This is a genomic window from Methylobacillus caricis, assembly GCF_020532705.1.
GTDB classification, from domain to species: Bacteria; Pseudomonadota; Gammaproteobacteria; order Burkholderiales; family Methylophilaceae; genus Methylobacillus; species Methylobacillus caricis.
In genome coordinates this window covers 69,128-81,676 of record NZ_JAJAVD010000001.1, presented here as the reverse complement: position 1 = coordinate 81,676, position 12,549 = coordinate 69,128, and the positions used below count along the sequence as shown (strand labels likewise).

At 46.5% G+C, this 12,549-nt stretch carries 14 protein-coding genes; 6 read left to right on the top strand and 8 right to left on the bottom strand.

The genetic code is table 11. From position 1 onward, the window contains the following. The first annotated feature begins 226 nt into the window (after positions 1–226). Positions 227–709, top strand: a complete 483-nt coding sequence (locus tag LG200_RS00445; protein ID WP_226755638.1) for a cupin domain-containing protein — start codon at positions 227–229, stop codon at positions 707–709. 84 nt (positions 710–793) lie between these two features. On the opposite strand, the gene LG200_RS00440 is transcribed toward LG200_RS00445, so the two are convergent. Then, positions 794–1,408 (bottom strand): hypothetical protein, encoded by a 615-nt coding sequence (locus LG200_RS00440; protein ID WP_226755637.1) that lies wholly within the window; start codon positions 1,406–1,408, stop codon positions 794–796. 320 nt (positions 1,409–1,728) lie between these two features. Between LG200_RS00440 and LG200_RS00435 the strand changes: the two genes are divergently transcribed. After that, positions 1,729–2,493 carry an SDR family NAD(P)-dependent oxidoreductase gene (locus tag LG200_RS00435; protein WP_226755636.1) on the top strand — a complete coding sequence of 255 codons (765 nt, stop codon included), beginning with the start codon at positions 1,729–1,731 and terminating at the stop codon, positions 2,491–2,493. Between the two features lie 157 nt (positions 2,494–2,650). On the opposite strand, the gene LG200_RS00430 is transcribed toward LG200_RS00435, so the two are convergent. Then, positions 2,651–3,124 (bottom strand): hypothetical protein, encoded by a 474-nt coding sequence (locus tag LG200_RS00430; RefSeq protein ID WP_226755635.1) that lies wholly within the window; start codon positions 3,122–3,124, stop codon positions 2,651–2,653. On the opposite strand from LG200_RS00430, the gene LG200_RS00425 reads away from it, so the two are divergent. Next, on the top strand, positions 3,123–4,550 hold the full coding sequence (locus LG200_RS00425) for an SDR family oxidoreductase (protein ID WP_226755634.1): 1,428 nt from the start codon (positions 3,123–3,125) through the stop codon (positions 4,548–4,550). The two genes, LG200_RS00430 and LG200_RS00425, sit on opposite strands and share 2 nt — an antisense overlap. After that, a complete protein-coding gene (locus tag LG200_RS00420) occupies positions 4,531–4,995 on the top strand; it encodes a DUF2269 family protein (protein ID WP_226755633.1) in 465 nt (154 codons plus the stop codon). Before LG200_RS00425 ends, LG200_RS00420 begins: the two co-directional genes overlap by 20 nt. 116 nt (positions 4,996–5,111) lie before the next feature. On the opposite strand, the gene LG200_RS00415 is transcribed toward LG200_RS00420, so the two are convergent. The 6 genes from LG200_RS00415 to LG200_RS00395 all read right to left on the bottom strand — a co-directional run bounded on the left by LG200_RS00415 (position 5,112) and on the right by LG200_RS00395 (position 9,771). Further along, entirely contained in the window at positions 5,112–5,582 is a 471-nt protein-coding gene (locus LG200_RS00415) for a DUF2231 domain-containing protein (RefSeq protein WP_226755632.1), read from the bottom strand. A 432-nt stretch (positions 5,583–6,014) separates the two neighbouring features. Continuing rightward, positions 6,015–6,347, bottom strand: a complete 333-nt coding sequence (locus LG200_RS14100; protein ID WP_319004521.1) for an outer membrane protein assembly factor BamB family protein — start codon at positions 6,345–6,347, stop codon at positions 6,015–6,017. Further along, entirely contained in the window at positions 6,340–7,773 is a 1,434-nt protein-coding gene (locus tag LG200_RS00410) for a pyrroloquinoline quinone-dependent dehydrogenase (RefSeq protein WP_319004520.1), read from the bottom strand. Before LG200_RS00410 ends, LG200_RS14100 begins: the two co-directional genes overlap by 8 nt. Before the next feature lie 14 nt (positions 7,774–7,787). Beyond that, complete coding sequence (locus tag LG200_RS00405) at positions 7,788–8,330, bottom strand: TetR/AcrR family transcriptional regulator (protein WP_226755631.1); 543 nt, start codon at positions 8,328–8,330, stop codon at positions 7,788–7,790. A gap of 13 nt (positions 8,331–8,343) precedes the next feature. After that, on the bottom strand, positions 8,344–9,135 hold the full coding sequence (locus tag LG200_RS00400) for a hypothetical protein (protein ID WP_226755630.1): 792 nt from the start codon (positions 9,133–9,135) through the stop codon (positions 8,344–8,346). 111 nt (positions 9,136–9,246) lie between these two features. After that, positions 9,247–9,771, bottom strand: a complete 525-nt coding sequence (locus LG200_RS00395) for a DUF2380 domain-containing protein (protein ID WP_226755629.1) — start codon at positions 9,769–9,771, stop codon at positions 9,247–9,249. Positions 9,772–10,197: 426 nt separating this feature from the next. On the opposite strand from LG200_RS00395, the gene groES reads away from it, so the two are divergent. Both groES and groL read left to right on the top strand, forming a co-directional pair. Then, a complete protein-coding gene (gene groES / locus LG200_RS00390) occupies positions 10,198–10,488 on the top strand; it encodes a co-chaperone GroES (protein ID WP_226755628.1) in 291 nt (96 codons plus the stop codon). 43 nt (positions 10,489–10,531) lie between these two features. Beyond that, on the top strand, positions 10,532–12,169 hold the full coding sequence (gene groL, locus LG200_RS00385; protein WP_226755627.1) for a chaperonin GroEL: 1,638 nt from the start codon (positions 10,532–10,534) through the stop codon (positions 12,167–12,169). Positions 12,170–12,549: the final 380 nt, after the last annotated feature.

Here is a 12,549-nt window from a genome sequence, read left to right as displayed (position 1 = left end):
CTTGAATGAAAGCAAGATGCAGGAAGCCTGCATAAAAAAGCCACAATCCAAGCAAGCAGTAAAAATTTTCATGAGGTAATAACCCTTATTTTCATTAGCCCTTTTTCATTGTCCTGGTGTAGGCTCGAATAGAAAATATCTTCATCATCCCTTCTTCACCCATGAAGCTGTATAGAGATGCCTTCAGCCAGGGTATAAATAAAATTAACTATATGGAGAAGAAACGATGAGGAAAATTCTTGCCACCGTGTGTTTAGCAATCGCCTCAATGAGTGCGCATGCTGGTGATCAGATTGAAAGAATGTCCGCAGATAAAATGCAGTCATTCCGGCCAAGCCAAATCAATTGGAAGGATGAACCAATTTTGCCCAAGGGGGCCAAGAGTGCGTTATTGCTGGGAGACCCTTCCAAACCAGGGGTTTTCATAGCCTGGCTCAAATTCCCGGCCAATTACCCTATCCCGGCCCATACACATCCATTTACCGAAGTCATTACAGTACTTAAGGGGAAGCTGGGTAACGGAATGGGTGAAACCCTGGACAAGAAAAAGGGCGAAACCTTGAAAGTAGGCGAAAGTTTTGTGCTTCCAGCAGGTCACGCGCACTATGTATGGACAGAGAACGAAGAAACCATTGTGGAATTAATCGCTACAGGCCCTTGGGATATCAGTTATACAAATCCCAAAGACGACCCGCGGAAAAAGAAATAATTGCTCATCTTTAAATTGTGAAGGTGCCCCATGGTTGTGACCATGGGGTTTATTGTCTTAAACAACAGGAACTGGCCCTTCTGATCAGTTTAACCTTCTCCCTTTGATATACCCCTCAACCAGAAATCCGCACAAGTGCGGAGTACGTTTGTAACCCGCACTTTCATTACAATATTCTTGTGCCTTTATCCTGCCCAATCTCTGATAGTGGACTTGCCTCGCCATCTCCGCAAATTGATATTGGTCCATTGTGATCAAATCGGCATTTTGCAAGATCTTGCCATCATAAAATACCTTCATCCCCAGGGATGATCCTGTAAAGCTATCCCCTTTGCCGGAGGGCACCTGCACCATGAAGGCGATCTCAGCAAACTGCTTCCCCTTACCGGCCCGCCTTAGATTTCTTGAAATATGCAGGGCTTCCATGAAAAAGTCATCAAACCAGCCGGCACTCGAGTTGGCATTTTTGTTGAGGTAAGCAATCTCAATCCGATCTGATATTTCATGAACTTCGGTAACATTGGGAGAAATAAATTGAATGCGCTGCATTAAGGTGCCGTTCTGGGGCATTTCCTGTTCATTAAAAAATACATAAGCAAGAACCAAGAAAACCAGAAAAGCCAATCCGCCCCCAACCATAATGCTACGAGTTGTGAATGGCGTTCCATACATTTTAAAGGGTGAGAGAGAGGGCTTCATTAAGGTCTACGCTGAAAAATCCAAATGTAAATTCTACCCGAGTGAGCCACCTTGAGTGCAGCATCTTGAATTTATGCCACCAACTCAGTTTGTACGCACCCATACAAAACCAACGTCTGGAATTCTCAGCCTGAACAGGCATGGAGGGCTTAATAACAATAGAACTGTGAGCTAGCAAACATGCGTGTTTCCAATACTCAATTCTTTTAATTTCCTAGAAAAGCCGTATATCCACACTCCTACAAAAGTTTAATCCTTCTCTGACATCTGTAAATTTGTTTATTTGGCACAGTTCAGGAATCAAAAGCCAGGATGCCAAGATGAATCGATTTGAAAATAAAGTTGTAATTGTTACTGGTGCTGGATCCGGGATCGGCGCGGCAACGGCAAAACGATTTTCCAGTGAAGGCGCCATTGTTATATTAGCTGGCAAGACCTTGTCAAAGTTGGAAACAATTGCAAACTCCCTTCCTTCAGAAAAAACGGCCGTCAAGGAGACTGATGTTTCATTGCATCATGAAGTAAAAGCGCTCATTGCCTATGTCATTGACAGCTTCGGTCAGCTCGACATCCTGGTCAACAACGCCGGTATATTTGCTGAAGGTGATGTGACAAAAGTAAGCGTGGAAGACTGGGTACGTGTTCAGGAAACAAATGTAAACGGGATATTTTACGGCGCGCGGGAAGCCATCCCTCACTTAGCAAAAACGAAAGGTTGTATTGTCAATACGGCCTCTGTTTCCGGTCTAGGAGGTGATTGGGAAATGAGTGCATACAATACGTCAAAGGGAGCAGTAGTAAATCTGACAAGAGTTCTGGCTATGGACTTCGCCCAGAAAGGGATACGAGTAAATTCAGTATGTCCCAGCTTTACCTTCACGAATATGACTGCAGACATGGCTCAGGATCAAGAGCTTCTAAATAAATTTTATGAACGTATCCCTCTGGGCCGCGGGGCGCAGCCTGAAGAAATAGCGGCAGCAATAGCATTTCTGGCCAGCGCCGATGCCTCATTTATTACTGGCGTGAATTTACCGGTAGATGGCGGCCTGACTGCCTCAAACGGACAGCCTCCCGGAGGTTGAAAGCAGCTGGCTGAAGGCTTATTGAATTTTTGCGATAGGGAACCTACCTGATGACGTAGCAGTAGCGCATGTCTGGGGGCGGTTCAGGCTTTAACCACGGTTGTTTGCGATGGCTTTGGCAAAAAACATTCAAAGGGCAAATCAATATTCACTGTGTTCAAGGAGTATGAATGGGAGCTTCTCTCCTGCTAATTTTCTGCCATGCAAGCCCAAGTGCAAAAGCACCATAAACGGCAACCAAAGCCTTATTCGAAAGGCGTTTTTCAAATCCAGGCTTAAAACGAGAAGGAGTAATTTGAAAATCCACGATGCAAGCCAACAAAGAAATAATTGCGGCATCTCGATAAAGCTTTAAAGCGCTTTCCTCAAACCGCTGTTTGGTAGCCTGCTCGTAGATTAAGGCCCAGAAAACTGCCGAAGCATGATGAATACCATAGCCGAGAAGGGTGTGCCGGATATCCATCTCATCATGTTTGAATGCATCATCCCCCCATACCCAATGACTGATTGCATTGAAAGGAGCGGCGTATGATTTATTTTCAACTCTTCCACATAATGCCAGCGCTACCCCTGAAATTATGCTGGCATAATTCCCTGAGTCTAAACCCCGTTTCCACAATTGGCCTGGCATGACGAATCTCCGGATTTTGTTATTAAGGATCACTGCCCGCTTAGCTGGTACTTTACATAGGGCCTTTAAACGACAGACAAGTTCCGCCACCCATCAAACTGCTGATGAACCATTATTGAACGAGTATTCATCCATGAGAATCCTTGTGCTTGGCGCAAATGGGTTCCTTGGACAAAGGTTACTCAAGGCTCTATTTGAATCAGGCCACAGCGTCATTGCAGGTGTAGGGGTTTTACCTTCATTCAGGCAAGACGGGGTGAGATACGTAGAAATTGATTTTGCCCAATTCCTATCCGCTGAAAACTGGATACCAGAGCTGGAAGATGTAGATGTTGTGATTAATACCGTAGGTCTGTTACGAGAAAGCAAACACAGTACTTTTGACATCGTTCATGAGCAGGCTCCAGCCGCTTTGTTTCACGCCTGTCAGGAAGTTGGCGTAAAGCTGGTCATCCATGTATCTGCCTTGGGGGCAGATAAAGAAGCAGCAAGTAGCTATCATCTTAGCAAGAGAACCGCAGACGATATGCTACGGGCATTGGATATTCCTGCATTTATTTTGCAACCATCCCTCATTTTCGGGCCTGAAGGCGCAAGCACACAATGGTTCACTATGCTTTCCAGCTTGCCGTTGCTCATTTTGCCACAACGAGGCAATCAATTAGTGCAGCCAATTCATGTTGATGATGTCACAAGCCTGGTGCAGGCGCTGGTGCCTCTAAAGCCGGCAGGCGTCATCACTTTACCTGTAGCAGGCCCGGAGAAGATTACATTGCAAGAATACCTTGCAAGTTTGCGCAAGCAAATGGGGCTGGGGTCGCAAAAAGTATTTGGGCTGAATCATGCACTCTCCCATTTATTAGCCAAAATAGGCGATAGGGTTGAAAGGAGTTTTATTACTTCTGAAACACTGAATATGCTAGAGCGCAGCAATACTGCTGATATTAAGGATTTAAGTTTCTTCCTTGGCAAGGAGCCACGAGGAATCAAGGACTTTATTACTCCTTTTGAAGCTCACTATTTACGCAACATCGCATTGTTAGCCTGGCTGTTGCCCTTAATGAGGCTTTCTATCGCAGTGGTCTGGATAGTGACTGGCATCTTATCGCTAGGTGTATTTCCTGTACAAGACAGCTATGCCCTGTTGGCAGAACTCGGATTGACTGGATTACCAGCTGCTATTGCGCTATATGGTGGAGCCATCCTGGATATTGGACTTGGCCTCGCCACGTTGCTGCTCCGTAAGCGCAAGGTATTATGGATAATGCAGATTGGCGTCATTCTGGGATATACCCTTTTATTAAGTTGGTACATCCCAGGGTTCTGGCTTCATCCATTTGGCCCCCTCTTAAAAAATATCCCCATGATGGTATCGATATATTTCTTGCTGCAAATGGAACGCCCTTATGGAATATCTCCTCGTTAAGTGGCTGCATATACTTTCTTCCACAATTCTGTTTGGTACAGGCATAGGTTCGGCTTTCTATATGCTGGCTACAATCCTTCGCAAGGAAACAAGGCCTATTGCCAGTGTTACTAGCCTAGTCGTGCTTGCAGACTGGGTTTTTACCACCCCCGCAATTATTGTTCAGCCTCTGACCGGTTTTTATTTGATTTATCTGGCCGGCTATGAGTTATCGCAGGGGTGGATCATATGGTCTATAGTTTTGTATTTCCTGGCTGGCGCATGTTGGCTACCTGTGGTCTGGCTGCAAATCCGTATGCAAAAAATGTCGAAGGATGCAGTAGAAAAAGTCCATCCTTTGCCAGCGCTTTTCTGGATTTATTTTCGATATTGGATTTTGCTTGGTATACCTGCATTCATGGCACTGGTGCTTGTCTTTTACCTTATGGTGGCAAAACCCATTTGAATACTTAGCCCCTTTATCCCTCTAAATATTCTTGCCCCCCAAAAAAATGAGCCTCGTTTGAGGCTCATTTTATCTTTATAAAGTTTGATTGACATCAATCCTGTGGTTGACCGCCTCTATTGGCGACCAATGTTTTCTGATACGCCTATGCCATGCCGGAAAACCAACTCCCCTCCCAGCCAGCCTGAGATTCCCAATAACACGGCAGTCACCCCAGAAACGATTAATCCCTGGGAGATTATTACTGTGTAATCATCAAGCCTTAAAATGATGTTGTAAGCGGTCAGTCCCAGAACAACCAAGTTAACTATTCCATGCGCCCATCCAATGGTCAGGTTCCGGGCACGTTTGCTCCCACTAAACTCCCAAATGCCAGCTGCACCTGCTAGTACCCCACTGCCCAGCCCCGCGATCAATAGCCAAAACGAGGCTTGAGCCCAGAATAAGTCCTCTATGAGGATATAGGCAATATCACTTAATAAAGCCCCAATCAAAAAACCAATTGGCAAAGAAACCAGCATGGGATGAATGGGATGGCGTTTAATGGCTGCAGTGGTACCACTGCCTGTTGAATAATGGGGGTCCATCACTTTCTCCTTTAATTATCATCTTGAAATCATGGAAATTTTGGATACAGATGGAAGTTACTCTATCGATGAGAACTTAATGGAAAGGAAAAGTCTGAATTTGATGCCAGAGAACTGCTTACAATGATCTGCTGATTTGAATTAATTTAATTGAAATTTAAAAGTACGTTTTGGGGTTCTCACAACACTATAGATTAAATCATTCAGCTATTCGATTAGTGAAGCGATCCAGAAATGGGCGACAAGGAATGTTATGTCAACAGTCATGGCAAGGCCTGGATTAAACCTGTATGAACCTGAGCTTGGATTGCAAATTAAATGCAAGCAATAGCCATTGTTGTTTGCGGCTTAACTCCAAATTCCGCTTAATTTTTGCGATGAATTCCAGATTTAGCTGGAAATAATCTGTTTAGCATGCACCTGTATTTGCTGCTATTGAAGTTTATAAACCTTGAATTCGTCGCCAGTTTTAAACCCAAAGATTTGATTCCCACCTGCAGCCACACCCACATACTGGACCCCATCAATTTGATAGGTAATAGGTGGTGCATTAACTCCTGATTCCAGCTTGTCACTCCATAAGACTTTGCCGGTAATTGCGCTGTAAGCATTAAAATGACCATGCCCTTCACCCATAAAAAGGACTTCACCGGCTGTAGCCAGAATGCCACCGACCAAAGGGTCATCAGTTCTAAGTTGCCATTTCATTTTTCCGGATACTAAATCTATCGCAGATAAGATGCCCCAACGCGGTTTGTCAGCCATTGGTTCCATTGAGGTGTACTTGATTGGAGGGTTGCCATTGACCCCGGGTATCTCTTGCTTGAGAATACTTCACAGGCCAGTGAATGGCGGGGACGTAGGCTGTCATCTTGGAGGTGTCCACCGAGGTTGGAGTCCAATTAATACCCCCTAAGACTCCTGGCCATATCACCTGCCCATCAAGGGTGGGGGTAGCAAAGATATTGTGATGCTCGACAAATTCATCAGACTTCAGCAGCAGTTTACCTGTGAGTCGGTCATGGATGTAATACCATCCAGTCTTGGCCGCTTGCCCCACTGCAGGGATCACTTTTCCATTTTGCGGATAATCAAACAATACAGCGGGACTGGAAACATCATAGCCCCATTGATCATGAGGTACTTGCTGGTAATGCCACCTGATCTTGCCCGTAGCGAGGTCAAGGCAAACCAGGGACACAGTGTATAAATTGTCACCAGGCCGGGAAGTGCCATCCATCTGGGGTGAAGGATTGCCAGTACCAAAAAATAAAAGCCCGCGTGTTGTATCTATTGCAGGCGTTGTCCAAGCTGATCCGCCCCCAAATTTGGCCGCATCAGGATATTTGGCAAGATCGGCTTTTTCTTTTGCGATGTCTCTATGCAATGGCACCCCGTCAGGAGTGCTTTCACGGAATTCACCTTCCCAGTGCGTAGGTGCAATGGTGTCGAATTGCCAGATTCTATTGCCGTTATTTATGTCGTACGCTGCCAGAAAGCCTGGCCGACCATAATTTCCGGCGATACCAACCACGGCTCCAAGCGGTTTATCTTCGCGGTCAGAATCCAAGTGTAAGCCGTAGCCAACACCTGTAACGCCAATCAGCACTTTGCCCTGATACACAACCGGAGCCATGGCAATACCCACACCGGACTGACCGGAGACGCCTGCATTCTTGAAAGCTTCTGAGCCTTTAAGAGATACCGATGATTCTCCTTTGGCGCTTTCGCTGCTCGCTACTTGTACATCCCACACTACTTTGCCTGTCTTGGCATCCAATGCGATCAGCCTGGCATCAACCGTCCCAATGAAGACCTTGCCCTCAGATACTGCGACTCCTCTATTGCCCGGGCCACAGCATAAGGGGTAATCCTTGATGCGCTGATGGTTGTAACGCCAGAGCTCTTTGCCTGTGACGGCATCCAGGGCGACGACATGATTGAAGGGAAGTGAAAGGTAGATCGTGCGATCCACCATGATAGGGCTAGCTTGGAATGTGGCTTTGACCCCACTCTTATAAGACCATGCCTTGCTCAGCTTGTTGACGTTTGAGCTATTAATTTGCTTGAGTGGGGAGAAGCGTTGATTGGTGTAGTCCAGGCCGTAAGTCGGCCACTCGACATCACTGCCCATCACTATGACGGAAGTAATGGCTAAATATGCAGCCAACAGTGCTTGGGGCAGTCTCATCAACACTCCTTCGATTAAGTAGCGGAATTGATCAGCGTCTTTACCAACGACTTGGCGTGGCCAATGGATTCACTGCCCTGCTGATCTCTCTCAGTAATGGATGCACCTTCAACGACCAGGGCGAGCTGCAATGCCAAGGCATCAGCTTGCTTGATCTTCGCCTTGTTCGCCAACTCGGTAAGCTGATCGCGCAATTGTCTCGAAAACTCCTTGGAAATCTGATTGACTGGGTTGTCAGACTGGGGAAATTCGACGCCAGCATTGATTGAAGCAAAACCCTTGAAATCCTTATCACCAATCACATCCAAGAGCGCAATCACAAGAGCCTCTAGTTCAGCCAAGGCATTTTCTTGTTGGGGCGCGTCGGCTAACTTCTTCCACAGTTTTGAATCCTGCTCCCGCAAGTACTCGATGATGAGCAGTTCCTTGGACTTGAAGTATTTGTACAAGGTAACTTTTGCCACTTGTGCCTGGGCGGCAATGTTATCGACACTTGTCGAATTGAAGCCCTGTCGAGAAAAGAGATCCCCTGCGGCTTGCAGAATATAATCACGCATTCTTGCTGACATCTTACACACCCATTCCTAATATTATTTTCTGCTTGTTTTGGGTCTTGGAATAACATTCCCAAGCACGATTTTGCTCATACCATGTCAAAAACGCCGCTAATCTCTGGCTGTCCAGTTCAGGGTTATTGGATAGCCTAGCCTGAACAACATTCATATACGCCGGTAACTGATCCTTGGGGATGCTGAAAAAGTTGGGGGCTGGGCAAGTGCCAGACTCCATGCTCTTTTTGAGCGCGAATGCTTTGAGAAGCAGCTCTGGTTCAATGGTAGTGATTATTGCGGCCTGCTGATACCCACCGTCATGCTGCGCATACCGGACTTGCGTGGACGAGGCGGATGGCCAGAAATGTACCGCCAATATACTCATGATCGCCATAGAGGCGGCATATCCGCTTATCTTGATGGTTTTCTCCAATCGTATTATGAGGCGAGGCTTTGCCTGTGACAGTACAGCCCGGGCAGCTTGCTGCGCTGAGATTAATGCACCCATGCCTGGGTTACGCAGTTCTTCAGCGATCCCTCCTTGCAAGAGAATCATCATCTGGGTAACAACACTGGAAGGGTTTCTGAGCCTGGCCTCGGTAGCCAAGCTTAATAAATGCGCGGTAAGCGCTGGGCAAGTCCGAACTAATGGTTGCCCATTTGAGTAATCCTTGACGATACCTGCACGGATACCTGGCGCATTTAACCAAGTGTTCAACAAAGAATACAAGGAAAGGAGTTTGTCACTGGGCTTTTTGCCAGCTCCCTCAATCAAATGAATCAACCATGAACTATTCAGCAATTCCATCATGTAACCTTTTACATACTATACCGTTCATTCTTACACATCTGCATTTCCAATGCGATGGATATTTTTCTATTGAATTCATGTCCATAGCCTTTGTTTAGCAACAATCCTACTCTATGGTTTTTCAGCGTTATGAAGAACATCCACCCGCTCCTTCACGACTTGCGCAAGCTTTTCAGCTGTACGAACCGTCGTATTTCGATCACTCCATGAACTCTCAAGCTGTGCTGCCTTGGACATGACAACAGACCTTTTTTTGACATCGACGATAATCATGCGTGGATAGACAAAGAGGTAAGTAGGCTTCAATGCCACTCCAATAACCAGGTAATCAGCCCCAGTATCTTTGTTCAAGTCAATGGCAGTCTCAATGTTGTCGTAGAGATAAGTGGGAGAGTGCTTCTCAACCTCTGATTTAACATCAGGGCCTTGCGGCACCACATTGACTCCATTGCTCTTGAGGTTTTCCAGGAATTTGGTAGATAACAATTCAATCCGCTGCAGTTCTTCGGGAGCATTTGGTAGATTGGTCATGTCATTAAGCTCGAATGCCATCACCACTACTTTGGGGGATTCTTCAGCTACAGCATTTACCATCGTACAGACCATCAAGATGCCCATTATTTTATTAATCATCATCCGCATATCACTTCTCCATAGTATTACTAGACACACTATACTAAACTGTTTAGTACATTTATGTACCATATAGTACGCTTTCTATAATGATTTGCAACCCGGACTTTATGGAATATAGGGTAGCCTACGTACCCATCGTGATTGCGGGGCTGCTACTCATCACAGGAATAAAGCAGCTGACAAGGTGCTCATGTGGAATACTGCGTACTACAACTGCGACATCCCCCACCGAATCTAGAGTTAGATTGCAGGAATCTGGATTTAAGTTGCAAACGACAAAAATTTTTCTCCCCTTGCACTTGAAAAACCCATGTGTCGCCCCTATCATTAGCACTCAATAGGGAAGAGTGCTAATGTTCATTCGCCCTAGCAATTGAATCCGTAACAAAATCAATGTTAATTCAAGCTTTTTAGGAGAGCACACTCATGGCAATTCGCCCATTGCAAGACCGCGTTATTGTTAAACGCCTGGAAGAAGAACGTAAGACCGCCTCTGGTATCGTGATTCCCGACTCTGCCACTGAAAAGCCTGACCAAGGTGAGGTTATCGCTGTTGGCCCAGGTAAAAAAGATGACAACGGCAAGGCGATCGCACTGGATGTCAAGGTAGGCGACAAGGTTCTGTTCGGCAAGTACGCAGGCCAGGCTGTCAAGATCAATGGTGATGAAGTGCTGGTCCTGCGCGAGGATGACATCCTTGGCGTAGTAGAAGCGTAATCCGCATTTCAACTATCCGATAAAGATTCAACAGGAGATATAAATGGCTGCAAAACAAGTTATTTTCGGTGATGAAGCACGTGCCAAGATCGTTAACGGCGTTAACATTCTGGCAAATGCAGTGAAAGTTACCCTGGGTCCCAAGGGCCGCAACGTTGTGCTTGAGCGTTCTTTTGGCTCCCCAACTGTAACCAAGGACGGTGTGTCCGTTGCCAAAGAAATTGAACTGAGCGACAAGCTGGAAAACATGGGCGCTCAACTGGTGAAGGAAGTTGCTTCCAGAACCAATGACAATGCTGGCGATGGCACAACTACTGCAACCGTGCTGGCTCAAGCTATCGTTCGCGAAGGCTTCAAGTATGTGGCTGCCGGTTTCAACCCAACTGACCTCAAGCGTGGTATCGACAAGGCTGTTGCCACTATCGTTGAAGAGATCAAGAGCATCTCCAAGCCAACAACCACTAGTAAGGAAATTGCCCAAGTAGGTTCTATTTCCGCCAACTCTGACCTGGATATTGGTCAGATCATTGCTGACGCGATGGACAAGGTCGGCAAGGAAGGCGTCATCACCGTTGAAGACGGCTCTGGCCTGGAGAATGAACTGGACGTGGTGGAAGGTATGCAGTTTGACCGTGGCTACCTCTCCCCTTACTTCATCAACAATCCAGATCGTCAGATCGCCCTGCTGGAAAATCCTTTTGTTCTGCTGTATGACAAGAAAATTTCCAACATCCGTGACCTGTTGCCAACATTGGAGCAAGTTGCCAAGGCTGGCCGTCCTCTGCTGATCATTGCAGAAGATGTTGAAGGTGAAGCGCTGGCTACACTGGTAGTGAACAACATCCGCGGTATCCTGAAGACTGTGGCTGTTAAGGCTCCTGGCTTTGGTGATCGTCGTAAGGCAATGCTGGAAGACATCGCTATCCTGACTGGCGGCAATGTGATTGCTGAAGAAGTTGGCCTGAGCCTGGAAAAGGTTACCCTGGAAGATCTGGGTCAAGCCAAGCGCGTAGAAATCGGCAAGGAAAACACTACTATCATTGATGGCGCTGGTACCGAAAGCAATATCAAGGTACGTATTGAGCAAATCAAGAAGCAGATCGAAGAAGCTTCCAGCGATTATGACCGTGAAAAACTGCAAGAGCGCGTAGCCAAGCTGGCTGGTGGTGTTGCTGTGATCAAGGTCGGTGCTGCCACTGAAACCGAAATGAAGGAAAAGAAGGCTCGCGTGGAAGATGCTCTGCACGCTACCCGTGCTGCGGTTGAAGAAGGTATCGTTCCTGGCGGTGGCGTAGCGCTGCTGCGTGCTCGTGCTTCCATCAAGGAACTGAAAGGCGACAACGCTGATCAAGACGCTGGTATCAAGATCGTGCTTCGCGCGATTGAGGAACCATTGCGCCAGATCGTTGCTAACGCTGGTGATGAGCCATCTGTTGTGGTTAACAAGGTACTGGAAGGTACTGGCAACTATGGTTACAACGCTTCCAACGGCACTTATGGTGACCTGGTTGAACTCGGCGTTCTGGATCCAGCCAAGGTAACGCGTTCTGCTCTGCAAAATGCAGCTTCCGTAGCATCACTTATCCTGACTACTGATGCTCTGGTAGCTGAACTGCCTAAGGAAGAAGCACCAGCAATGCCTCACCACGACGGTGGCGGCATGGGTGGCATGGGTTTCTAAACTAGGCCCATCGAGTGGATACAGGCGTGAGACTGTATCCATTGCAGATAGCAATAAAAAGCCCCGGATTCCGGGGCTTTTTATTTGTCATCATTTTGCCAGAAACATTTCGAAAGCCTATGTGACTATTGCAAGCTATTCGCAAAATTGTCACAACATTCCGCGAGGATATTAGTTAAATATAATATTTACCAAAATCCACAATTTTAAGCATATACTGCGAATAATTAGCATTTTCAGACAGCCAAAGACCGGTTGTTTTTTCGTGCATAATCAATAGACAAAAAAAACCCCGATTAAAGGGGAGTAAAATCGGGGTTAAGTGAGCCTCATCAGATAAGGCTTCCCGCTCAGGGAGGAAAGCGGGAGACGATTGCGTC

Excerpts from the sequence above, each read along its gene's own strand:
- groES (WP_226755628.1), top strand. The coding sequence starts at position 10,198 with ATGGCAATTCGCCCATTGCAAGACCGCGTTATTGTTAAACGCCTGGAA.
- LG200_RS00440 (WP_226755637.1), bottom strand. The coding sequence starts at position 1,408 with ATGAAGCCCTCTCTCTCACCCTTTAAAATGTATGGAACGCCATTCACA.
- LG200_RS00415 (WP_226755632.1), bottom strand. The coding sequence starts at position 5,582 with ATGGACCCCCATTATTCAACAGGCAGTGGTACCACTGCAGCCATTAAA.
- LG200_RS00425 (WP_226755634.1), top strand. The coding sequence starts at position 3,123 with ATGACGAATCTCCGGATTTTGTTATTAAGGATCACTGCCCGCTTAGCT.
- LG200_RS00400 (WP_226755630.1), bottom strand. The coding sequence starts at position 9,135 with ATGATGGAATTGCTGAATAGTTCATGGTTGATTCATTTGATTGAGGGA.
- LG200_RS00410 (WP_319004520.1), bottom strand. The coding sequence starts at position 7,773 with ATGAGACTGCCCCAAGCACTGTTGGCTGCATATTTAGCCATTACTTCC.
- LG200_RS00445 (WP_226755638.1), top strand. The coding sequence starts at position 227 with ATGAGGAAAATTCTTGCCACCGTGTGTTTAGCAATCGCCTCAATGAGT.
- LG200_RS00430 (WP_226755635.1), bottom strand. The coding sequence starts at position 3,124 with ATGCCAGGCCAATTGTGGAAACGGGGTTTAGACTCAGGGAATTATGCC.
- LG200_RS00420 (WP_226755633.1), top strand. The coding sequence starts at position 4,531 with ATGGAATATCTCCTCGTTAAGTGGCTGCATATACTTTCTTCCACAATT.
- LG200_RS00395 (WP_226755629.1), bottom strand. The coding sequence starts at position 9,771 with ATGATGATTAATAAAATAATGGGCATCTTGATGGTCTGTACGATGGTA.
- groL (WP_226755627.1), top strand. The coding sequence starts at position 10,532 with ATGGCTGCAAAACAAGTTATTTTCGGTGATGAAGCACGTGCCAAGATC.
- LG200_RS00405 (WP_226755631.1), bottom strand. The coding sequence starts at position 8,330 with ATGCGTGATTATATTCTGCAAGCCGCAGGGGATCTCTTTTCTCGACAG.
- LG200_RS14100 (WP_319004521.1), bottom strand. The coding sequence starts at position 6,347 with ATGGCTGACAAACCGCGTTGGGGCATCTTATCTGCGATAGATTTAGTA.
- LG200_RS00435 (WP_226755636.1), top strand. The coding sequence starts at position 1,729 with ATGAATCGATTTGAAAATAAAGTTGTAATTGTTACTGGTGCTGGATCC.